Here is a 23,382-nt window from a genome sequence, read left to right as displayed (position 1 = left end):
AAACCACCCTTTTTTATGAGCATCCTGGACACGGTAAAGAAACTATTCGGATTTACACCGGCGGAACCGCCAGCCGCAACGAAACGTCCGGCGGAGGTGGTCAGGCGCGTCGAACCGGCCCCTGTTTTGCCCAAACCGGCTCCGTCAGGCCCTCCCCCGGCTGCTCCGCGACGGGATCAGCTCATCCGGTTTGTGATCAACAAACTGCGGGCTTATCAGAACGAGCCGGAAACCGCTCCCGTGGGACTCAAGCTCGTGATTCTTTGTGCAACCCCGGAGGAAGAAGAACTCTACCGCGTAGTTTTGTGGACCAACCAGCCGGGGAAGTTCCAGCGAGAATTAAACCGCCTGCTGGCCGACAATTACATTGTTTTGCCCAAAAACTGGCGGTTCGACTATGCACTTTTTGCGGATGAATGGCCCGCTACGACCTACCGGGAAGGCAACCTGGGTTTGCTTGTCGAGGATCAATCGAAGTCGGATGCCGCTCCGCTGCTGGCCCGCATTGTGGCGCTGGTAGGCCAGACGGAGCAGGAAGAATACCTCCTCGATTCGTCTCAGAAAGGCACGTTCTGCATCGGTCGCGGGCATACCGCCCAAACCAACTCAGGCCGGGTGCGAACCAACGACATCGTGATTCTCAACGACGACGATGCCGGTTTTGACCGGGATAAAGGGGCGGGAAATGGGGCGGTTAGCCGGGCGCACGCAACGATCCGCTATGATCCCGGGCAGAAACAATATTCCCTGCTGGTCGATCCGGGGGGGCTGCCCGCCAGCGGCAACAAGACGAAAATCATGCACCCCGACAACACCATCGAGCGGGCCGATATTGCCGGGATGGGCTACCCGCTTCAGCATGGCGATCAGATCGAACTGGGGGGCGAGGTGGTTCTGCTGTTCGAACTTCGGTAAGCGGTTTCGCCATTTCCAAACCCGCGTTCTGTTTTGTATCTTTGGGCATGAGCAATCGAATTTCTGTTCAGCTTTTTGGCATCACCCGCGAGATTGTCGGCTCTTCGGCCCTCACGCTCGACCTGCCGCAACCCGGCCAGGTGGGCGAATTACTGAATAATCTGAAAGAACACTATCCCGCGCTGAATGGCCTCCGATCCTTGCTGGTGGCCGTCAACGGCGAATACGCCGAAGCGGATCAACCGTTACATCCCAACGACGAAATCGCCCTCATCCCGCCCGTCAGCGGAGGCTAAAATTAGTTAAGAATTATGAGTGAAGAGTGAAGAGTTGGCTGACGCGTTAAGAGATAATGCGTCAGCCAACTCTTCACTCTTCACTCTTCACTCATCATTCCCCTATGGTTTCGATTACGACTGATCCCATCGATATGAATGCGGCTTACCGATACGTTTCGACGGATTCGGCCGGGGCCATTACGTTTTTCTTCGGAACGGTGCGCGACAGCACCAACGAGCGCGCGGTCGAGCGTCTGGAATACGAAGCGTATGACCGCATGGCCTTAACCAAAATGCAGGAAATTGCCGACGAAGCCTGCCGACGCTGGGACGTCCGGAAGTACACGATCATTCACCGCAAAGGTAATCTGGCCATTGGTGACATCGCGGTTTTGATTGCCGTGGCCACGCCCCACCGGGCCGATTCATTCGATGCCTGCCGCTACATCATCGACACCCTCAAGCAACAGGTTCCGATCTGGAAAAAGGAAATTTTTGAAGACGGACAGGTCTGGGTTGATGCCCATCCGTAGCGTCCTAAATAACGAATATTGAATACAGAATAGCGAACGCCGAATTGTGGAGAGACGGAAAAAATAACCGTTCTGCGTTTTTTCAATATTCGTTATTCGCTATTCAAAGTTCTTTATTTACTTTTCAATTAGTTAAAAATCAAACTCTACGTGGGTTCTCGGCGTCCGGTCTTTGCTGATTTCGCGCGGTTTGATGGCGTATTGGGCCATGATGGGGTAATGGTCGGAGAATTTGACGTCGCGGTAGGTCACGTAGTTGAGCGGTTCCAGAAACCGGGCGTTGTAAAACTGGTTGTCGATGCGGAGAAAACCGGGGGCTTTGTTGTAACTGAAACCAAATCCGCGCCCCGCATCTTCGAAGGCATTCCGGAGCAGCCGACGCAGCTTCCCGTACGTATAACTGTAGGGCGTGTCGTTAAAATCGCCACAAATGATAATGGGATGCGGGCTGTTTCGGTAAAACTCCTCAACCCTGACAATCTGGTTTCGGCGCAGGGTCAGGCCCTGCCGGAGCTGCCGTAAAACCGTCCGCGTGTTGCTTTTGACCCGGTTGGTCTCCGTTTGATCCAGCATCCCACCCACCCGAATGCCCATCGACTGCATGTGGACACTGATTACCCGGACGGTGTCGGCTCCCACCTTGACATCCGCCCAAACCAGTCCGTTGAAATTATCGAAAACCTCGTCACCCCGCTTCACGATGGGATAGCGTGAAAAAACCGCCACGCCGAAAAACTTCCCCGGCCCCTCCCGCTCCGGCGGATGCAACACGGCGTAATATGGATACCCGGCTTTCTCCAGCCGTCGGATGGTTTTAAAGACGACCGAACTATTGTCGTTGTAAAATTCCTGGAAACACTTCACGTCCGATGGTTCTTTCAGGACCCATTCGATCATGTTATTGGCATCGTCGGGGCGCTGGGTATCCACGATGTCATATTTATTGAATCCCATTGCGTTGTAGCTCATGACCTGCAGCGTCGGACGTTTCTCGCTGTTGCTGCCCGGTTGGCTATACGTCAGGGTACGTCGCCAGAAAGGAATTCCGATCAGCATTGTCAGCACGGGCAGCACGGCCCGCCAGGGGCGAACCAACACCCAAAACAGGATAAAAAACAGATTGCAAGCCCAGGCGACTGGCAATGAAATCATCAGGATACTGGCGGTCCAGTGCCCAATCGGCACTTCGTAGAGCAGGTAATAAACCAGCAGTGTATACAGAAACAACAACAGGTTCAGCGACCAGAGCAGCGACGAAAAAAACGAAGAAACCAGTACGCCAAGCCTAAGCGAAAATTTCATACGAACGAATCAGATGGGTGCGAGTCACGCAGACCGCCTTTTTTCAGTAACGACAGATGTAGGGCGTAGGAGTACAAAGTTACGAACGTTTGTTCGGAAAATAGCCCGTTTAATCAGCCGTAAAAATTGTTAGCGGCAGTTCGGCAATTTGATTGGGAAACAATTCATAAAATACTTATCTTTGCACCACTTATCAGCATTTGTGCATGGCAGGGAGTTTTCGACTCCCTTTTTTGTTAATTTATGGATGTAAAGGCGAAAGTCAACGAACTGTTACAGCCGTATCTGAACGAAGATCAGTATTTTATCGTTGGCATTCAGGTATCCCCTTCCCGTACTCGTGCTAAAATAACCGTCTTGCTGGATAGCGATACCGGAATCACTATTGAGGAATGTGCGGGAATCAGCCGTCAGTTGGGCAACCAACTGGAAGAGTTGGAAGTATTTGACGGACAGGCATTTACCCTGGAGGTCTCGTCGCCGGGTGTGGATGAACCCCTGGTGTTGAAACGGCAGTATCTGAAAAACGTGGGTCGTGAGGTGGAAGTATTACTAAACGACGGTCAGATTCGGAAAGGAAAGCTGGAGAGCATCGGAGACGATCACATTGTGATCACCGAAATACCGCTCAAAAAACCGAAGAAAAACGATCCTCCGATCGAACCGACGGCCATCCCGTTTACCGAAATAAAGAAGAGCACAATACAAGTTTCATTTAAATAAAGGAAGGTCGGTTTCTAAGTCGCGTTTTCAGTTCGTAGTTTCTGTTTATTCTGACTGGAAACCTATAACTGAATCCCTACACTGAAAACTGAGAACTGAAATTATGGATAGCGGAGTACTCATTGAGTCGTTTGCAGAGTTTGCACGGTCGAAAAATATCGACCGCCCGACCATGATCAAAATTCTGGAAGATGTATTCCGGACGATGATTCGCAAAAAATACGGCACTGACGAAAACTTTGACGTTATCATCAACGCCGAAAGCGGTGACCTCGAAATGTGGCGCACCCGCGAGATTGTGGATGACAATTCGGAAGACATCTGGGATTATGACAAAATCCCGCTGGCAGAAGCCCGCAAGATTCAGGCCGACTTTGAAGTGGGTGAGGAAGTAGCCGAGGAAGTAAAGCTGGAGGATTTTGGCCGCCGGGTTGTACAAACCGCCCGCCAAACGCTGATTCAGAAGATCAAAGATCTGGAGAAAGAGATTCTTTACGATAAATATAAAAACCAGGTTGGTGATTTACTGAACGCAGAAGTTTACCAATTGCTTAAAAATGAAGTAATTTTGCTCGACAATGAAGGCAATGAAATCAGCCTTCCCAAAAGCGAGCAGATTCCGAAAGATCGGTATCGGAAAGGGGAAACCACCAAAGCCGTTGTCCACCGGGTTGAAATGATTAATGGCACGCCCAAGATCGTTTTGTCCCGGACATCGCCGGTTTTTCTGGAACGCCTGTTTGAGAACGAAATTCCGGAGATTTACGACGGACTGATTTCCATTCGCCGGATCGTTCGCGAACCGGGTGAGCGGGCCAAAGTCGCCGTGGAATCGTACGACGACCGGATTGATCCGGTGGGTGCCTGCGTCGGGATGAAAGGATCACGGATTCACAGCATTGTGCGGGAACTGGGTAACGAGAATATTGACGTTATCAACTATACCGACAACTTTGAGCTGCTGATCAGCCGGGCGTTGAGTCCGGCCAAAATCAGTACGATGACCGTTGACCGCGAAGCCAAACGCGTATCGGTTTTCCTGAAACCCGATCAGGTTTCACTGGCCATCGGCAAAGGCGGTCAGAATATCAAACTGGCCGGTCGGCTGGTGGGTATGGAGATCGACGTGTTCCGGGATGTCGAAGGGCAGGAAGACGATGAGGATGTGGATTTGTCAGAATTCAATGACGAAATCGACAACTGGATGATCGAGGAACTGCGCCGGGTTGGGTTGGACACCGCCAAGAGCGTGCTGGCCCGTTCGAAAGAAGAACTTGTCCGGATGACGGATCTGGAAGAAGATACGGTTGAAGAGATTCTGGCCATTTTGCGCCAGGAATTTGAGTAAAATGATGAACTATTGAGGATGAACGATGAATTAAGTCGATCCATTCATCGTTCATCATACATAGTGTATCATTAAAATGCTTTTTTCATTCTAAACCATTTGTATGGCAGAAGATAAATCCATGCGCCTTAGCCAAGTGGCAAAAATACTCGGAGTAGGTTCGTCTACTGTGGTGAGTCGTCTTTCTGCCAAAGGGATTAAGGTTGATAGTAACCCTAACGGCAAGATTTCTACGGATCAAGTGGAAATCTTGGCGAAAGAATTCGGTAATACTGAACTGTTGAATGGTGGAGCTGTTCGCAAACCAGCTTCAGAGACTTTTGTGCCCGAACCCAAACGTCGGGAAGATGATGATTTGCCGCAATATTTCCGCAGCGAACCCGCCCGGCCTTCCCAGCCGGTGCCACCTCAGCCTGTTGCCAACCCGGTTGTTCCCAAGCCTGCCCCTGTACAGGAAGCACCGGTAACTCCGAAACCGCAGCCGGTTACCCAACCAGAACCCGTTGTAGCAGAAAAGGCTCCCGAGCCGAGCCAGCCCAAGCCAGAACCGGCGCCGGCACCTGTGGCTCCGCCCCAGCCAGCTCCTGTTGAAGCCCGTCAGCAGCCCGCACCGGTGGAACCAAAGGAAACTCCTCCTGCGCCGACACCAGCACCTGCCCCTAAACCGGAAGCAGTGGCTCCTGTACCCGTTATAGAGAATAAACCGGAACCCATTCAGCCTGTGGCACCAACACTGGTTGAGCCCCCACGCCCAATCGAAACCCCTCAGGTTGAAAATCGTCCGCAAGTGACCTCACCGGAAAGCAAAGAACCCGCCCAACCGGAAATCTCCAGTCCCCGATTGCCGGGATTGACGGTTTTGGGTAAAATCGACCTGGAGAGGAAACCCTCTCCGCAGCCCTCGCAACGGCCCAACGACCCGAATGCGCGGCAGCAACAACCCAACCGGAATGATCAACGGAATGCGGGTTCCCGGCCGGATGGCCAGCGGCCCGATAACCGGCCCGGTCAACAACCGAACCGGAATGACCAACGGAATGTGGGTCCCCGACCGGATCGGCCCGGTGATCAAAACCGTGCCGGTATTCCAGCCCAGGGACCGGGTGGCAATCGGCCATCCGATCGTGACCGGAACCGTCCACAGGACAACCGGGGCCAGCAACCTCCGCGTCCTGTAGAGCCACGGCCCGTTGCGCCCCGGATGGAAGAAACACCGGTTCAGCCCGAACCCGTCGTTGATCTGCCAGTCGATGAGCCCGTCGAAACCATCCGCGCCCGGGGTGAACAACTGCGTGGTCTGACGGTTTTGGGAACCATCGAACTGCCATCCGAACGCTCGAAGAAACAAAATGGCCCGGTTGCGTCGACCGACGAACGGGATAAAAAACGCAAACGCAAACGCCTGCGCCGGGATCCGGTCGGTGGTGCTCCGGCAACCGGCGGTGCAACCCAACCGCAGGGTCAGGGTGGCGCACCGCGCACTCGTGATGCGAACGCACCCACCAACCGCAACCAACCACCGGGTCAGGCCAACAAGCCAGCCACCGGAACAGGTACGGGTGCCGGAGCTGCCAATAAAGGGAAAGCCGGAGCCCGGGGCGGTACACGTGACCGCCGGGAAGAGCCAACCCAACGCGAAGTAAAAGATTCGATCAAGGCAACACAGGCCCGGATGACCGGTAACAAACCGAATCGGGGTGCCGACCGTCGCCGGGATCGTCGCCAGGAACGTGCCGAACGCGAACGCGAACGGATCGACCAGGAAAACGAAGAAGCAAAAATCCTGAAAGTAACCGAATTCGTATCTGCCAATGACCTTGCGTCGCTGATGGATGTGTCGGTCAACGAAGTGATTGCCACCTGTATGAGCCTGGGGATGTTTGTATCCATCAACCAGCGTCTCGATGCCGAAGCGATTACGGTTATTGCCGATGAGTTCGATTACGAAGTGCAGTTTGTATCAGCCGAGGAAGAGATCGAATCGGGTCTGGTCGATGAACCGGATAACGAAGAAGATCTAGTACACCGCGCGCCGATCGTAACCATCATGGGTCACGTCGATCACGGGAAAACCTCACTGCTTGACTACATCCGCCGGACGCGCGTTGCGGCCGGGGAAGCCGGGGGGATTACGCAGCACATTGGTGCCTATAGCGTGAAAACCAACGACGACCGCATGATTACGTTCCTCGATACACCGGGTCACGAAGCCTTTACGGCCATGCGGGCACGGGGTGCGCAGGTAACTGACATTGTTATCATCGTTATTGCTGCAGACGACAGCGTCATGCCGCAAACCCGCGAGGCTATCAACCACGCGCAGGTCGCCGGGGTACCGATTGTCTTTGCCTTCAGCAAGGTCGACAAGGTGGGTGCCAATACCGAAAAAGTACGGGAAGAACTGTCGCAGATGAACATGCTCGTTGAAGAATGGGGTGGTAAATATCAGACACAGGAAATCTCGTCAAAATCCGGCTTGGGTATTTCGGAACTGTTGGAGAAAGTATTGCTCGAAGCCGAATTGCTCGATCTGAAAGCCAATCCGACTAAAAAAGCAACCGGTACCGTCATTGAAGCCGAGCTGGACAAAGGCCGGGGCTATGTGACCACGATGCTGGTGCAAACCGGTACACTCAGACAGGGTGACATCGTGCTGGTGGGTGCGCATTTTGGCCGCATTCGGGCGATGACCGACGACATCGGCCAGCGTCTGAAAGAAGCCGGACCCTCGACGCCGGTACAGATCCTGGGTCTACCAGGGGCTCCGCAGTCCGGGGATAAGTTCAACGTGATGGAAACGGAGCGTGAAGCCCGCGAAATTGCCAATAAACGCGAGCAATTGCTGCGTGAGCAAAACCTGCGGACCCGCAAGCACATTACGCTGGAAGAAATCGGTCGCCGGAAAGCCATCGGTAACTTCAAAGAACTGAACGTGATTGTGAAAGGTGACGTGGACGGTTCGGTAGAAGCCCTCTCCGATTCGCTGTTGCAGCTTTCGACGGAAGAAGTACAGGTCAACATCATCCACAAAGCCGTGGGTCAGATTTCCGAATCGGATATTCTGCTGGCGTCGGCGTCGGATGCGATCATTGTCGGCTTCCAGGTACGGCCTTCGGTCAGTGCCCGTCGTCTGGCCGAACAGGAGCAGATCGAAATTCGCCTGTACTCCATCATCTACGATGCGATTGGCGAAATCCGGGATGCCATGGAAGGCATGTTGGCGCCAACCACCGAAGAGGTCATTATTGGCAATATCGAAGTGCGCGATGTGTTCAAGATCAGCCGCGTTGGAACGGTAGCCGGTTGTATGGTGACAGAAGGAACCATCAAACGGAACAACAAAGTCCGCGTGGTCCGCGACTTCATCGTGGTTCATACCGGCGAAATCAGTGCCCTGAAACGGTACAAAGAAGACGTCAACGAAGTACGGTTTGGCTATGAGTGCGGCTTGAGTATCAAAAATTTCAACGATATTCTGGTTGGCGACGTGATCGAAAGCTTCGAACTGAAAGAAGTGAAACGGACGTTGTAAGTCATTCCGGTAACACAATAAAAAGCCTTTCCTGCAAATCGCAGGAAAGGCTTTTTCGATATATTGGAGTTCCATGAAAATTATTACAATCTCTGACCTCCACGGACGCAGCAACTGGCTTCATATCGATGTCGGGCACTACGATAAGGTGATCTTTCTGGGCGATTATACCGACAGCTACGACCTGACTGATGCGGCTATTTTAGAAAATCTCGCCCAAATTATCCGGCTCAAACAGCAGGCTCCCGATAAAGTTATTCTGCTCATTGGCAACCACGATGCCCAGTACCTGCATTTCCCGCATTACCGCTGTTCCGGTTTTCGGCCGTCGATGCAACCCGCACTGACTTCCCTGTTCAGAAAACATCAATCCCTGTTTCAGATTGCCCATCAGGAAGGTTCGTATCTGTTTACCCACGCGGGCGTGACGAATCGCTGGCTGGCCCACATCCCCGAAGGCGATCCAAAACTGGAACTAAATTTGCATGCGTTGGATCTGTTGGCCGATGCGATGAACACAATGCACCAGGACCGGATGTTGCGAACGTCGCTCTTCGATGTCAGCAGCCTGCGGGGCGGTTTTGACGAGGCCGGTGGGCCACTCTGGGCCGATCAACGCGAAACATCGACGGATTACCTGCCCGGTTTACACCAGATTGTGGGCCATACGCCCGTACCGGAATTTACCACCATTGGCGGCAAAACCGGTTCGATTACGTACACCGATGTTTTACAGACGCAGGATGCTTTTTACATCATCGATTTCGGCGATATAAATCAGGCGTTCGTCGATTTATCCGGGTAAATCCAGCCAATTCGTGTTATCCGCGTGCTATTCTTGTTAAATTCGTAACGGTCAGAACAACATTGGTTTATTTGGCCGTTATTAAAGAAAATAATCGCTACAACGACCCGTTTGAATGAGTTTTCTATATCCTTCGTTTCTCTTTGGGCTCCTGGCGGTCTCTGTCCCTGTCGCCATCCATCTGTTTAATTTTCGCCGGACGCGCCGGGTGTTTTTTACCAACGTCGCCCTGCTAAAAACTGTCCAGACCGAAACCAAGTCGTTCCGGCGGTTGAAACATTACCTGATTCTGCTGTTCCGGTCGCTGTTTGTAATCTGCCTGGTGCTGGCTTTTGCCCAACCATTTCTGCCCAGTAAAAGCAAGCTGGGTCTGTCGCGGAAGGGTCTGACGAGTCTGTACCTCGATAATTCGTACAGTATGCAGAATGAATTAAACGAGAAACGGTATCTGGATATCGCAACCAGCAAACTGGATCAACTGCTGGGTTTGTTTCGCAACGCCACCTCACTCCAACTCGTCACCAACGATTTCAGCAGCCAGGAACAAACCGTCGGAACCGCCGACGCCCTGCGCGACCGCGTCACCACCGTCCGGTTTGCCCACACGCCCCGTACGTTGCCCGATGTCTACCGCCGGCAGTTGAACCTCCTTGCCTCACACAATCCGACCGGCCCCAACCAGTTGTTCTGGTTTTCCGACTTTCAGAAAAGCACCACCGGCGATTTGTCCCGCCTGAAAATAGACACCACCAACCGGCTTTTTCTCGTTCCGCTGGAAACCCAGCCGACCAAAAACGTTTTTGTCGACTCGGTTTGGCTCAGTACGCCGTTCATTCGGGAGCTGCAAAACAACACACTCAACGTACGCGTCCGGAACAGTGGCGATGAATCGGTTCGCAATTTACCCATCAAACTTTTCATCGACCAGACGCAGGTTTCCACGGCTTCAGTCACGCTGCCGGGCAAAGGAGCCGCTACAGCCACGCTCAATTTTAACGTGACCCAGAAAGGGTTCCGCCGGGGGCGCATCACCTTCGAAGATTACCCGATTACGTTCGATAACGAGTATTACTTTGTCATTCAGGCATCGCCTTCGATTCGGGTTCTGCACCTGTTCGACCAGAAATCGGAAGCCAATTACGTCGAGAATGTTTATGGCAACGACAGCCTGTTTGTTCGCCGGAGTTTCAATGCGCAAAACGTGGACGTAGGACAGTTGAAAACCGCCGATCTGGTGGTTCTGGAGGGCGTTAACCAGGTGAATGGAACGCTGAGGAGCGAACTCGAACGGTTTGTGCGGCAGGGCGGCAGTCTGGTGATCATTCCGCCGACCACCCCGGATGCGGCCACCTGGTCGCCATTTTTTGCCGGTTTAGGCGTTGGCGGTTTGCAAACGCAGGCTCCTCCCCTGCCACCCCAGCAGCCGCTTTCGGCTCCGAATCGTCAGAACCCGTTTTTCCGCGACATCTTTGAACAGACCAATCAACAGGGCATCGAAAACCTGCCGAATGCGGTTCCGGTCTGGCAATGGCGTGTGGTGGGTGAGCGGCTCCTGACACTACGCAACGGCACCCCATACCTGACGCAATCCCGAACGGGCGGCCCAACAGCCGGTCAGGTTTACATTTTTGCCAGCCCGTTGAATGTCGAATACGGGAATGTCGCCCAACATGCTCTTTTTGTGCCGATTATGTACAAAATTGCCGCCCAGAGCGTTCGCCCACAACGCACGGCGTATTCGTTCGATGACAACACGATTGAAGTCCCCGTCAGCAATGCGTCGCCCAATGCCGTGTATAAATTGATGCGGGATAAACTGGAGATCATTCCCGTACAGCGTGTCAACGGGCAACAACTGCTGATGGAACTTCCGAAAAGCAATCAGTTGAACGACGGACAGCAACTGGCCTCCGGCTATTACGAACTGCAGTTGAATGGCAAAACCGAGAAGCTGCTGGCTTTCAACCACGGCAACCGGGAGTCGCAGATGGAGTTTTACAAACCCGACGAACTCCGCCGGATTTTTGCCAACCAGCCCAATGTGGCGGTTTTCGACAGCATTCAGGACGATGATTTTGTGGAGGAACTCCGGCAGCAAAATCTGGGCACCAATCTCTGGAAGTATTTCGTCATTGCCGCCCTGGCGTTTCTGCTGGCCGAGGTGGCCGTGATCCGGTTTATGAAAGGATAGTCGGAAATCGTATTTTCGTATTCAACTCAGCAGGCTATGAATATGCTACTCACCAACGGGTTTTCTGTACTGAAGATGCCCCGGGGTTTTCGTCCCATGACCGATGATGAGTTTTTCTACTACTGTCAGGAAAATCCAGATCATAAATTTGAGCGCGCTGCCGACGGAACAATCATTGTAACGGGACAAACGGGCGGAGAAACCGGAAAACGCAACAGCGAACTGAATGCCGATTTAGCAATTTGGAACCGGAGTACTAAACTCGGTTTTGTGTTCGATTCATCAACGGGGTTTATACTGCCAAATAGCGCCGTCCGTTCGCCGGATGCGGCCTGGGTTACGGCTGAACGCTGGAATGCCTTGTCATCCGACGAACGTAAAAAATTCCCGCCCCTCTGCCCCGAATTCCTCGTTGAATTAATGAGCGAATCAGACGTCCTGCGCATGGCAGAAGACAAAATGCGTGAATACATCGACAACGGTTGCCGCCTGGCCTGGCTCATTGACCCAAAAACCGAAACCGTCCGAATCTACCGGTTTGACGGTTCGGTGCAGGTTATCCAAAGCTTCGACAACACCCTTTCTGGCGAGAACATACTGCCAGATTTTACGTTCAATCTCAGCCTGCTACGCTAAGGATCACGGTTTTCGCTCCCAAACCACAAAATCAAACGCCACGGCGTGCCGCTCATCGGTGGCATGATGCCGACGGCTGATCTCCTGCCAGTGGCTTTTGTCAAAATCCGGAAAGGTGGCGTCGCCTTCAAAAGAGGCTTTCACTTCGGTTAGATAAAGCCGGTCGGCAGAGTCAATTGCCTGCCGGTAAATTTCGGCACCACCAATCACAAAGGCTTCATCGATACCGGTTTTTCGGGCTTCATCCATTGCTTTTTCCAACGAATCGACCACCACAACACCGTCGGGCCGGTAGTCCGGATTGCGGGTGATTACGACATTAAGCCGATTCAGTAGCGGTTTTCCCAAGGATTCGAACGTTTTGCGACCCATCAGGATCGGGTGATGGGATGTCGTTTGTTTGAAGTATCGAAAGTCGTCGGGCAAACGCCAGACCAGGTCATTGTCCTGACCAATAACGCCGTTTTCTGCCACGGCTGCAATTAAACTGATTAGCATACGTTAAATTTTATTCCCTCGAAAATACTCCTCCACAGCCATCTTCCGTTTTCCTTCGGCCTGCAATTCATCCACCGACAGCCAGCCGTCGGTAGCCTTGATGAGCAGCGTTTTTTTGCCATCGGACCAGGCTTCACCCGGTTCGGCTGGAAGGGGCGAATGATCCGCAAACGAAACCGCATAGATTTTGTACACCTTCCCGTTGATCTTCGTCCAGGCGGTCGGATAGGGTGACATACCGCGTACAAAATTACGAACTGCTTCGGCGGGCTGAAACCAGTTGATCTCACAGGTCTCGCGGTGGATTTTTGGAGCGAGTTTCAGTTCGCCAACCTGCGGTTGCGGTTTTCGCGGATACGTACCTGCTTCAATCGCCCGAACGGTTTTCAGCACCAGCGTGGCTCCCTTCTCCATCAACCGATCGTGGAGCGTTCCGGCGGTGTCATCCGGATGAATGGGTTCGGTTTCCTGAAAAATCATCTGGCCGGTGTCAATTTCTTTTTCGATGAAGAACGTCGTCACACCGGTTTCTTTTTCACCATTGATGACGGCCCAATTGATCGGGGCCGCTCCGCGATACTGCGGCAATAAAGAACCATGCAGATTGAAGGTACCAATCCGGGGCATCGCCCAAACCACTTCCGGCAACATCCGAAAGGCCACGACCACCTGCAAATCAGCCTGGTAGCTTTGCAATTGTTCCAAAAAAGCCGGATCGCGCAGTTTCTCGGGCTGCAAAACCGGAATACCGGCAGCAACGGCGGCCCGTTTCACCGGCGATTCCGTCAATTGTTGCCCCCGACCCGAAGGTCGGTCAGGCGCTGTCACTACGGCCACAACCTGGCAGCCGTCGCCGAGCAGTTTGCTCAGGCTGGCGACCGCAAAATCGGGCGTGCCCATAAATACGATGCGAAAAGAATCACTTCTCAAAACAGTAACGGGTTATTTGCTCGAATTGCTGATTAGGACATTGGGAGAATGCCATGGAATTGTTATTTTTGTCTTCCTGAGTTCCACTATGAGTAGTCGAACAGCTATACATACAATTCCGCAGAAAGGCTCCTGACGCTTCCTACAAAGAAACAAGATTTTGTATGGAGAACGGTCAGCGAACCGTTCTTTTCTTTTTTGTAGCCATTTACCACCAAATAAGCGGCTATAGTGGGAATTGTAGGGTCTTGGGAGCAGCGAAACCAAAGGCAAAGAAATTTATAGAGTAGATGTAACATGGGTAAAATTTCGTATTACACTGAAGAAGGTCTAAACCGGCTGAAAGCTGAACTCAACGACCTGAAGACCAAAGGACGGAGCGATATGTCCCGCCAGATTGCCGAAGCACGCGACAAAGGAGATTTGAGCGAAAATGCGGAGTACGACGCGGCCAAAGATGCGCAGGGATTGCTGGAGATGAAAATTTCGAAGATGGAAGAAATTGTTTCGAACGCCCGGCTGCTGGATGAATCGTCGATCGATACTTCGCAGGTATCGGTTTTATCGACGGTTAAAATAAAAAATCGAAAAAACGGCGCGACCATGTCCTACACCCTGGTGTCGGAAGAAGAAGCCGATTTGAAATTAGGAAAGATTTCGGTGGGCTCTCCGATCGGCAAGGGATTGCTGGGCAAAAAAGTGGGCGACACCACCGAAATCAAAGTGCCGGCCGGAACGCTGGAGTTTGAAGTTCTCGAAATCGGACGATAAGTTTCAAAATGAACACTGAGTTTCGAATCCAGATCGAATGCGGAGCTACATCGTAATTCGGTATTCAACATTCAGTGTTCATTATTCCTTCCCCTCATGGCTTCCATCTTTTCCCGCATTGTCAGTGGCGAAATACCGGCTTACAAAATTGCCGAAACCGACGATTACCTCGCCTTTCTGGACGTGTTCCCAACGGTGAAGGGACATACGCTGGTCATTCCGAAAAAAGAGGTCGATTATCTCTTTGATCTGGATGATGAGCTGTATCTCGGGCTGATGAAATTTGCCAAACAGATTGCGCCCGCGATCGAGAAAGCCGTTCCCTGCCAGCGGATTGGCGTGGCGGTGGTGGGTCTGGAAGTGCCGCACGCGCACGTCCACCTCATTCCGATCAACAGCATGGCGGACATGAATTTCAACAACAAGCTGAAAGTGAGCCCGGAAGAGTTTAGCGAAATAGCCGCCCGCATCCGGAGTTTTCTCTAACTTACTTCAATACGGTTTTTAACGCATTCGTCGCCACAACCGGCGACGTTTTTTCGTATAAGACCGTGTACACCATTTCCATAATCGGCATCAGAACGTTGTACTGTTGGTTGATTTCGTGAATGCTCTTCACGGCGTAATACCCTTCCGCAATCATATTCATTTCCATTTGGGCCGACTGCACGCTGTAGCCCCGGCCAATCAGATGCCCGAACGTCCGGTTGCGACTGAAAGGCGAATAGGCCGTTACGAGCAGATCGCCCAGATAAGCCGACGCGCTCAGATCGCGTTGCATGGGATACACCCGGTCGACAAACCGCCGGATTTCCTGCATGGCGTTGGACACCAGAACCGCCTGAAAATTGTCGCCATAGCCCAGCCCGTGCGTGATGCCGCAGGCCAGCGCGATGATGTTTTTCATCACGGCGCAGTATTCCACGCCATAGATGTCGTCGAGCGCCGAGGTCTGCACAAACCGGCCGTTCAGGAACTGCGCTACTTCCGACGCAAAATCCAGGTTCTGCGAAGCAATGGTCAGATACGACTGCTTTTCGAGGGCCACTTCCTCCGCGTGACACGGCCCGGCAATGACCGCAATCCGGCCCGACGGCACCCCGAATTCCTGCTCGGCCCAATCGGTAATCAACTGGTTTTTTTCGGGAATCATGCCCTTGATCGCCGAAACGATGCTTTTTCCCGCCAGTTGTTCCGGTTTGACACCTTGCAGGGCGTCGCTCACAAAAGCCGCCGGAACCGCCAGAATAATATAATCGCTGGTGCTGAGTGCATCTTTGATTTTCGTACAGACCCGCACTTTGCGCGGACTGATCTGAACATCGCTGAGGTAGCTCGGATTGTGGTGAAACTTTCGGATATGCCCGGCATCGCGCTGGCTCCGCAGCCACCAGCGAATGTGGTTGTTTCCTTCCGACAGAATTTTAATGATCGCAGTGGCCCAACTGCCACCGCCCACGACGGTAATCCGAGCGGGTTGATTCATAAGTTAGTAGAGAAGATAGAGGTAAGAATAGAGAAATGAGACTTTTGACAACTCTTCAGCAGTCTTTACTCTCATGTCTTTCTTCTATATTGTAGCATTAGAGGCCGCAAAATACGAAAAACGCCTGCACCTTTAACAAGGCAGGCGTTTTCGCTTTTTCAACCGTATCGCTCAAGTGGAAGTTATTCTTCCGGCTTTTCCGTCTTTTTGTCTTTGTTCGGGTCTCGTTTCACCACGGGATCACCGTCTTTCAGGCGCTTCGAAACCGCAATGAAGGGTCCGGAAATCACCTCGTCACCCGCTTTCAGTCCCGATTTAACTTCGATATTTTCAAAGTCGCTGATGCCGGTTTTGACTTCCCGCTGAACTACTTTGCCGTTCTGGTGAACAAACACAATCTCTTTGATCTCCTCTTTTTTGGCGGGAGCCTGATTAGCCGGTTTGTCTCCGTTGTTGTTATTGTTGTCGTTATTGTCGTTCGGGCTGCGGTTCATCGCTTCCTGGGCAGCTCCGCGCGTCGTAACGGCGGCAATCGGAACAGCCAACACACCCGGACGGCGGTCGGTAATGATTTCAACGGAAGCAGTCATTCCCGGTTTGAGCGGATAGCTGCGTTTGGCCCGCTGCGCCATCAAATCTTTGTACGAACTGTTCAGTACCTTGATGCGGACTTCAAATTCGGTCACGGCATCGGTCGACATGCTGGCTGCAGAGGTTCCGGTTCCGGTCAATCCATTGGCGGTATTGGCAATTTCGGTAACAATGCCTTTGAACTTACGGCCCGTGGTCGAATACGAATCAACGTCGATGTCCGTCGTATCGCCCAGGCTGACCCGCACAATATCGTTTTCATTGACGTTTACCCGAACTTCCATGTTGTTAAGGTTGGCAATCCGGAGCATTTCGGTACCAGCCATCTGCGACGTTCCTACGACGCGTTCGCCCAATTCGACATTGAGTTTGGAAACCGTACCGTTCACTGGCGCGTAGATGGTCGTTTTGCGCAGGTTTTCCGTGGCGTCGCGCAAACCGGCTTCGGCACCGGCGACGTTGAACTCGGCGGCTTTGATGTTTGCCTGAACGGATTCGATGTCCTGCTTGGCAACGTTGTAGTCGGCTTCAATCTGTTCAAAATCCGAGGTCGAAATTACCTTGTCGGCCAGCAGTTTCTTATTCCGTTCGTAATTGGCTTTCGCCCGTATCAAACGGGCTTCCGACTGCGCGGCCAGAGCCTTGGTTTGCAGATACTGCGCGCGGCTGGAGTTGACCGTGGCGCGGGCGCGGGCCAGCAACGACTCGTAGTTGTCGGGCCGGATTTTGAGCAGCAATTGCCCCTGCTTGATCGAATCGCCTTCGGCGATATACAGGGCAATGATTTCACCGGAAACATCCGGGCTGATTTTCACCTCCACTTCGGGCTGCACCCGCCCTGAAGCACTCACCCGTTCGATGATGTCTACTTTTTTGACGGCGGTAAAATCCACTTCGGTCGGTTTAGCCTTCCCGATCAGCCCCGTTTGTTTGGCAGCCACCAGGCCCCCCACCAGCAGAATAACAATTCCACCTAAGATCCACCAGATGCGGTTCGATTTGCGTTTCATAGAGATGAACAATGAATAATGAGCATGAATGTGATACGGAATACGCAAACGCCTGAACGGCAGAACTTGCAAATTATTCAATATTCATTATTCATTGTCCATTATTCGTTAAAAAGATAACGGTTTATTTTGGTAAAAATCAAGAATCTTGGTCCGGAACACGTAGTCGAATTTGGCCTGCACCAGATTGGCGCGGGCGGTATCCAGGTTATTTTTGGCAATGTTATAATCCACCGAGTTCAACGCGCCGGCATTAAACCGGCTTTCGGCCGCCTGGAACGCTTTCTCCAGCGACTCCACCTGAATCTGGGTAGCCCGGTAGCGGTTAGCACCGGCCAGCATGTTGGTATAGGCGGTTTCAATGTTCTGACGCAGCGTTAGCTTGGTATTATCAACCGCAATCTCCGACGTTTTTTGGGTAATTGTCGCACTCGTAATCCGGTTTCGGGCCTGGAAACGCCCAAAAATCGGAATATTCAGGTTTAAAGAAGCACCTCTGTTTAGGTTATTGTTGAGCTGCTGGCCATACGTATAATTTTCCGATCGGAAATTATCCTGAAGGGTAATGATTTCTGTCTGGGTACCGTCCGGTAAGATAATCGGTATACGGATCTGGCTTTGTCCATCCGGAATCTGCTTTTGCAACCCCACATTTGAATACAGCGTACTAACCGACCCGCTCAGCGTGAGCGTTGGGTATAAACCCGCCCGGGCGACTGCTACCCCTGCGGCATCGCTTCGCACCCGAAGTTCGGCGGCTTTTACGTCCGGCATAAATTGAAGAGCCGTTTCATAAACCGCCTGTGCAGTTGCCGAATACGGTTCCAGCGTCGGATCATCAAGCTGGTATTTTTCCACTTCCAGTGTGCTCGGTGCCGGTAGGCCATTACTGCCCGCGGGTACATTCATCGCCTGTAACAACGCCAGCTTAGCCAGATCCAGGTTATTTTGAGCATTCACAACCGCCAGTTCATCGTTAGCCACCTGTGCACGCAGGTCATACAGTTGGGCCTCCGCCAGCGTTCCGGCATTGACCAGTTTTGTCGTGCGATCCAATTGACCCCGCGATGTTTCAACCTGACGCCGGGCAATGTCGAGTTGTTCCTGGTATGTCAATACGTTCAGGTAGTTCTGCACCACCAGGATAGATACGTTATTCTGGGTTGCCTTCAAATTCTGCTGGGTCGATTGCAAAAACAGGTCGTTCTGTTTGATGGTGTTTTGCAAAGCGAAGCCATTGAAGAGCGTTACCTGTCCCTGAAGCTGGTAATTGTTCGACCGAATCGACAAGGTACTGAATTGATTGGTTACCGGGTTGATGTTCCGGCCGGAGCTGAACGACTGATTCGCAAAACCGTTCGCACTCGGTAGAAGATTCAGTTTCGACTGTCGTAATTGCAAAGCACTACCCTGCACATCCAACTGGCCCTGCTTGATTTGCAGGTTGTTTTGCAAGGCGATGTCGATACATTGCCGCAATGAATACCGCTGGGAAACCGGAGCCGTCTGGCTGGCCTGAACCGTTGTCTGGGCATTCGTTGCGTTCACGATGAGCCCCAGTAGCGATGCCAGGATCGTTGTTCTAAACCGGATCGCCGGACCGTTGTTGATAGTAAATCGCTTCATGGTTGTTCAATGTTACAAAGTATCTTGCGTACTCATTAACTATTTTAGATAAACGGTGAAAATGCAAATGAACGTGGTTTTAAACGGGGATGTAGTGCCGGAAGACGCCGTTGGGCTACCCCTCAACGACCGGGCATTTCAGTACGGCGACGGCTTGTTTGAAACCCTCCGTTACCAACACCATGAAGTCCGGTTCTGGCCGGATCATTACGACCGGCTCACCCGTGGAATGGAAGCCCTTTCACTCCGGTTGCCTCCCCAATTCACGCCCGACAGGCTCCAAAGCCAGGTCATCGAACTCCTGAAAGCCAACCACCTGCTCGACCAGACTTCGCGCATCAAGCTCCAGGTCTGGCGACAAACCGGAGGTCTATACACGCCAACGCGTTTTGAGACCCACTACCTGATTACCACCCGACCCGGTTCGGATTTTGCCCTCTCCGAAAAAACCACGGCGGGCTTCTTCGACGCCGTCCGGTTGTCACCCTCAGCGGTTTCGGCCTATAAAACCCTCAATGCCTTACCCTACGTGCTGGCCGGGATTGCCAAGCAGCAGCAACAGGCCGACGACCTGATTCTGCTGGATACGCACGGCCACCTGGCGGAGTGCATCGCATCGAACCTCTTCTGGCTGGCGGGCGACGTGCTTTTCACGCCATCGCCCGCCAGTGGCTGCATCGAGGGCATTCTGCGCCGACAACTGATCCGGCTGGCGCCAAATCACGGCCTTTCGGTACAGCAAGGACTCTTCCTGCCCGAAGTGCTCACCAGGGCCGATGCGGTTTTCTGCACCAACACCAGCGGCATTCAGTGGATTCGGCGCATTGGCGAAACCGTGTTTGACGAGACGCTGATGAATCGAATCAGACCGGTTTTTGCGGATTTGTAGCGCGGCTATTTACTCCCGCTCCAGCGATGGCACCTGAAACGATTCCAGCCAGCCATCTTTCAACCGCAGAATCCGGTTGCCGTATTCGGCGTTCACTTCCGAGTGCGTCACCTGCACAATGGTCACGCCGTCTTCCTTGTTCAATTTTTTAAACAGGTCCATGATCTCCTTCGCGTGGTCGGAGTGCAGGTTGCCGGTGGGTTCGTCGGCAAAAATCACCTTCGGCTGTGACGCCACGGCGCGGGCAATACCAACCAACTGCTGCTGGCCACCCGAGAGTTGCGACGGAAAAAGGTCCTTTTTCGCCACCATATTAAACCGGTCGAGCAATTCGGCCACCCGGCTTTTCCGTTCCGACGACGACATGCCTTTGTAGAGCAGGGGTGTTTCGATGTTTTCATATACCGTCAGTTCGTCGATCAGGTGATAAGCCTGAAACACAAATCCGATGTAATTCCGGTGCAATTCGGTGCGACGTTTCTCCGACAATTTCTGTACCGGCTGGTCAAAAAACAGGTACTCCCCTTCCGACGGCTCTTCCAGCATTCCCAGAATGTGCAGTAGTGTGGATTTGCCTGACCCCGATGGCCCCATGATGGAGACAAACTCGCCTTCGTTGATATCCAGCGTGATATTACGAAGCACGTACGTCTTACCGAAACCGGCGGGATAGTACTTGGAAACGTTCTGTAGTGAAATCATAATTTGGTATAGTTGAAAACCGTAAACTCTTCCCTTTGGGAGTTAAGAATTAAAAGTTATGAGTGAAGAGTTATTCGTCGACACGTATTTTTAACTCTTCACTTTTAATTCTTAACTCTTAACTTTTTTATTCACTCCGCAAACTATCCGCCGGATTCGACAAAGCGGCCCGGTAAGTCCGGATTCCGATGGTTAGCCCACCCAGCCCCAGCAACAAACCAATGCAGCCGCCCAGGGTTTCAAAACCGATCGAAACATGATAAGCAAAATTAATCAGAAAAGCCATTCCGGCCAGATACCCCAGCGGTATGGCAATCCCTCCGGCGATGAGCAGTAATTTAACAAAATCCCACGATAGCAGCCAGATAATTTGACGCACCTCCGCGCCCATCACTTTCCGAATGCCCACTTCCTTGATGCGCGTTTCGGTCGTGTACGTAACCATGCCCAGCAAACCCATACAGGCAATGGAAAACGCCAACCCCGTCAGCAGGCTCATGAAATCAACATCGTCCTCGTGGCTATGGCGTTCGTATAAAAAATCAGCATACCATTGCGCGGCAAACGGTTCATACGGATTGAGTCGTTTCCAGATGCGTTGAATAGCAGGCAGCGCGGAGGCTTCGGCACCGGCAGCGATTTTTACATTCAGATACCGGAACTCCTTCGGCTGATACCGTAGAATAAGCGGTTTGATAGCCCAGTTGAACGTCGTAAACCGAAAATCTTTCAACACGCCGGCAATCTGTACTTCCGTGCTGTCGTTCAGCCAAAGTGACTGCCCTACCACCTCCCGCGGGTTGCTGAACCGAAAGGCTTTTACAGCTTCTTCATTGACCAGAATGAACCGCCCCGACGAACCGTCACCGGTTGCATTCGCGGTCATTTCGGGTAAATTTTCACCCGCCAGCAAGGTCAGATCCATGTTGGCCACAAAATTCTGATCGACGGCAGAACTGAAAATCAGGACCGAATCGCCACCTGATCGCTGTCGGCGGGCTTTTATCAAATCGCCACCGTGGCTACCAAACAACTCCGACGTGGCCGACACCCGTTCGACGCCCGACACCCGGTTTAATTCATTCGCCAGCCGCTGATACGGCACTCCGTGTAGTGGAATGTTCAGAATGCCTTCACTCCGAAAACCGTAATCCGCCGTTGCCATGTAGTCCTGTTGACGCGCCATCGACAGGAGCGCAATCATGGCAATTAACGCAATCGAAAACTGCGCGACAATCAGCGACTTCCGCAGGGTAATTCCTTTAAAAACCTTTAAGCCTGTCTGGCTCCGCAACACCTGAGCGGGTCGAAAACCGGACAACACCCGGGCCGGAACGAATCCCGCCAGTAAACCCGCTGTGATGCTAAACCCGACAAAAACCGCCCACATCGTGCCATTCAATTGCACCCCGCCAATGAGCCATTGCTGCACAAACGGCATCGGTTCGATCAGCAACAGGAGCAGATAGGCAACACCCAGCGCCAGCACCGACAATACCACCGACTCGGCCATGAACTGGGCCATCAGTTGCCAGCGCACGGCCCCGGATACTTTCCGGATGCCGACTTCGCGGGCGCGGCTCAGCGACCGGGCAAGTGTCAGGTTGACGTAGTTGAAAACCGCTAATAACAAGGTGACCAGGCCAACGGCCATTTCGGTCGCCAGCTTGCCCCAGCTTACCTCCCAGGTGCCCATTTGCAGGTCATTGCGCGAGGGAGAAAGCGTGGTCAGGGGTTGCGCCCGAAAAGTGTAGCCTTTCTCGGACGTAAACCGAAGGTCTTTTGTGGCACGTGTGGCAATCGCGGGCAACGCTTTTTCGAGCAATTCGACCGAAGTGCCTTTTTTCAAAGCGACGTAGGTATAACCGGCGGCATAGTGTTTCCAGTCCGTCTGTTGCTTGCGGTTTTCGGCTGAAAGCGTCGCCATGGAAAGTGTCAGACCAAACCGCAGGTGCGAACGGATTGGCAGCGGCTTGAACACGCCCGTCACCGTGATCGTACCGAATTCTTTGTGGTGGATGGTTTTGCCAATTGGGTTCGACCGGCCAAAAAACTTCTCAGCGGTTTGGGGCGTCAGCACGGCGGTATGGGGTTCCATAGCCGGTTGACCACTGGCCAGTTTGTAGCCTAAAACCGTAAAGAACGCCGGATCGACGGCACAATAGGATTCCTGAAGCATTTTCCGATCGACCGTAAACTCGGCATACGTGCGAATGACGCGGGCGGTTTGTTCCACAAATCCGTAGTCCCGTTTCAATACCCCGGCCAGCGGCATCGGCGTGCTGGCATAAGCAACTACCTGATTTTCACCACTCGTTACATCGGTCAGGATGCGGTACGTTCGCTCCGGGTTCGGATGAAAATTTCCATAATCAAACGCGCCTTTGATATCGATCAAGGCCAGCAGACACACCATGATGCCGGATGACAAACCCACCACATTGATGACGGAAAACAGCTTGTGTTTCCAGAGATTGCGAAAAGCGATGACGACGTAATTGCGGAACATGGCGTTCAGAGGATCAGACTACCTAGAAAGACTCAAGGCTTATGCCAGAAAACCAAAAGGCTGATAATTAACGCCATACGTGCATTAAAAACAAAAGAGTGTCCGGT

20 protein-coding genes are annotated in these 23,382 nt (G+C 52.6%); 12 read left to right on the top strand and 8 right to left on the bottom strand.

Annotated elements, in window-relative coordinates; genetic code table 11:
- Positions 1-15 precede the first annotated feature (15 nt).
- From ACS5NO_RS03235 to ACS5NO_RS03225, 3 genes are all read left to right on the top strand, one after another.
- A complete protein-coding gene (locus ACS5NO_RS03235; protein WP_439413807.1) occupies positions 16-915 on the top strand; it encodes an FHA domain-containing protein in 900 nt (299 codons plus the stop codon).
- Between the two features lie 47 nt (positions 916-962).
- Positions 963-1,211, top strand: a complete 249-nt coding sequence (gene moaD, locus ACS5NO_RS03230) for a molybdopterin converting factor subunit 1 (RefSeq protein WP_439413806.1) — start codon at positions 963-965, stop codon at positions 1,209-1,211.
- A 104-nt stretch (positions 1,212-1,315) separates the two neighbouring features.
- Positions 1,316-1,726 carry a molybdenum cofactor biosynthesis protein MoaE gene (locus ACS5NO_RS03225; protein ID WP_439413805.1) on the top strand — a complete coding sequence of 137 codons (411 nt, stop codon included), beginning with the start codon at positions 1,316-1,318 and terminating at the stop codon, positions 1,724-1,726.
- A gap of 132 nt (positions 1,727-1,858) precedes the next feature.
- On the opposite strand, the gene ACS5NO_RS03220 is transcribed toward ACS5NO_RS03225, so the two are convergent.
- Positions 1,859-3,028: an endonuclease/exonuclease/phosphatase family protein gene (locus ACS5NO_RS03220; RefSeq protein WP_439413804.1), complete on the bottom strand. Its 1,170-nt coding sequence runs from the start codon at positions 3,026-3,028 to the stop codon at positions 1,859-1,861.
- 243 nt (positions 3,029-3,271) lie between these two features.
- Here ACS5NO_RS03220 and rimP point away from each other — a divergent pair, with 243 nt between their 5' ends.
- From rimP to ACS5NO_RS03190, 6 genes are all read left to right on the top strand, one after another.
- The gene (gene rimP / locus ACS5NO_RS03215) at positions 3,272-3,751 is read left to right on the top strand and encodes a ribosome maturation factor RimP (RefSeq protein WP_138994758.1); all 480 of its coding nucleotides are present in this window, start codon (positions 3,272-3,274) and stop codon (positions 3,749-3,751) included.
- A gap of 103 nt (positions 3,752-3,854) precedes the next feature.
- A complete protein-coding gene (gene nusA, locus ACS5NO_RS03210; RefSeq protein WP_114409919.1) occupies positions 3,855-5,099 on the top strand; it encodes a transcription termination factor NusA in 1,245 nt (414 codons plus the stop codon).
- Positions 5,100-5,202: 103 nt separating this feature from the next.
- Positions 5,203-8,631: a translation initiation factor IF-2 gene (infB, locus tag ACS5NO_RS03205; RefSeq protein WP_439413803.1), complete on the top strand. Its 3,429-nt coding sequence runs from the start codon at positions 5,203-5,205 to the stop codon at positions 8,629-8,631.
- 73 nt (positions 8,632-8,704) lie between these two features.
- Positions 8,705-9,436 carry a metallophosphoesterase gene (locus ACS5NO_RS03200; protein WP_439413802.1) on the top strand — a complete coding sequence of 244 codons (732 nt, stop codon included), beginning with the start codon at positions 8,705-8,707 and terminating at the stop codon, positions 9,434-9,436.
- A gap of 115 nt (positions 9,437-9,551) precedes the next feature.
- Positions 9,552-11,627, top strand: a complete 2,076-nt coding sequence (locus ACS5NO_RS03195) for a BatA domain-containing protein (protein WP_439413801.1) — start codon at positions 9,552-9,554, stop codon at positions 11,625-11,627.
- A 36-nt stretch (positions 11,628-11,663) separates the two neighbouring features.
- Complete coding sequence (locus ACS5NO_RS03190; RefSeq protein WP_439413800.1) at positions 11,664-12,263, top strand: Uma2 family endonuclease; 600 nt, start codon at positions 11,664-11,666, stop codon at positions 12,261-12,263.
- A 3-nt stretch (positions 12,264-12,266) separates the two neighbouring features.
- Here ACS5NO_RS03190 and ACS5NO_RS03185 read toward each other — a convergent pair whose 3' ends face one another.
- Both ACS5NO_RS03185 and fmt read right to left on the bottom strand, forming a co-directional pair.
- Entirely contained in the window at positions 12,267-12,761 is a 495-nt protein-coding gene (locus ACS5NO_RS03185; protein WP_150879606.1) for a dihydrofolate reductase, read from the bottom strand.
- Positions 12,762-12,764: 3 nt separating this feature from the next.
- A complete protein-coding gene (gene fmt / locus ACS5NO_RS03180) occupies positions 12,765-13,691 on the bottom strand; it encodes a methionyl-tRNA formyltransferase (RefSeq protein ID WP_439413799.1) in 927 nt (308 codons plus the stop codon).
- Between the two features lie 297 nt (positions 13,692-13,988).
- Here fmt and greA point away from each other — a divergent pair, with 297 nt between their 5' ends.
- Both greA and ACS5NO_RS03170 read left to right on the top strand, forming a co-directional pair.
- On the top strand, positions 13,989-14,462 hold the full coding sequence (greA, locus tag ACS5NO_RS03175; RefSeq protein WP_138994751.1) for a transcription elongation factor GreA: 474 nt from the start codon (positions 13,989-13,991) through the stop codon (positions 14,460-14,462).
- 96 nt (positions 14,463-14,558) lie between these two features.
- Positions 14,559-14,948: an HIT family protein gene (locus ACS5NO_RS03170; RefSeq protein ID WP_439413798.1), complete on the top strand. Its 390-nt coding sequence runs from the start codon at positions 14,559-14,561 to the stop codon at positions 14,946-14,948.
- 1 nt (position 14,949) lies between these two features.
- Here ACS5NO_RS03170 and ACS5NO_RS03165 read toward each other — a convergent pair whose 3' ends face one another.
- The 3 genes from ACS5NO_RS03165 to ACS5NO_RS03155 form a co-directional block, all read right to left on the bottom strand.
- Positions 14,950-15,948, bottom strand: coding sequence for an NAD(P)H-dependent glycerol-3-phosphate dehydrogenase (locus ACS5NO_RS03165; RefSeq protein WP_439413797.1), 999 nt, complete (start codon positions 15,946-15,948; stop codon positions 14,950-14,952).
- 182 nt (positions 15,949-16,130) lie between these two features.
- The gene (locus ACS5NO_RS03160) at positions 16,131-17,549 is read right to left on the bottom strand and encodes an efflux RND transporter periplasmic adaptor subunit (protein ID WP_439413796.1); all 1,419 of its coding nucleotides are present in this window, start codon (positions 17,547-17,549) and stop codon (positions 16,131-16,133) included.
- A 108-nt stretch (positions 17,550-17,657) separates the two neighbouring features.
- Positions 17,658-19,175 (bottom strand): TolC family protein, encoded by a 1,518-nt coding sequence (locus ACS5NO_RS03155; protein ID WP_439413795.1) that lies wholly within the window; start codon positions 19,173-19,175, stop codon positions 17,658-17,660.
- A 67-nt stretch (positions 19,176-19,242) separates the two neighbouring features.
- On the opposite strand from ACS5NO_RS03155, the gene ACS5NO_RS03150 reads away from it, so the two are divergent.
- The gene (locus ACS5NO_RS03150; protein ID WP_439413794.1) at positions 19,243-20,064 is read left to right on the top strand and encodes an aminotransferase class IV; all 822 of its coding nucleotides are present in this window, start codon (positions 19,243-19,245) and stop codon (positions 20,062-20,064) included.
- 9 nt (positions 20,065-20,073) lie between these two features.
- Here ACS5NO_RS03150 and ACS5NO_RS03145 read toward each other — a convergent pair whose 3' ends face one another.
- On the bottom strand, positions 20,074-20,766 hold the full coding sequence (locus ACS5NO_RS03145; protein WP_114409932.1) for an ABC transporter ATP-binding protein: 693 nt from the start codon (positions 20,764-20,766) through the stop codon (positions 20,074-20,076).
- A gap of 127 nt (positions 20,767-20,893) precedes the next feature.
- Positions 20,894-23,275 carry an ABC transporter permease gene (locus tag ACS5NO_RS03140; RefSeq protein ID WP_439413793.1) on the bottom strand — a complete coding sequence of 794 codons (2,382 nt, stop codon included), beginning with the start codon at positions 23,273-23,275 and terminating at the stop codon, positions 20,894-20,896.
- Positions 23,276-23,382: the final 107 nt, after the last annotated feature.

The sequence above is a fragment of the Larkinella fluvii genome, assembly GCF_051857545.1.
Lineage (GTDB): Bacteria > Bacteroidota > Bacteroidia > Cytophagales > Spirosomataceae > Larkinella.
The sequence above is the reverse complement of the archived record's forward strand: the minus strand, read 5'-3'. Positions and strand labels throughout refer to the sequence as shown.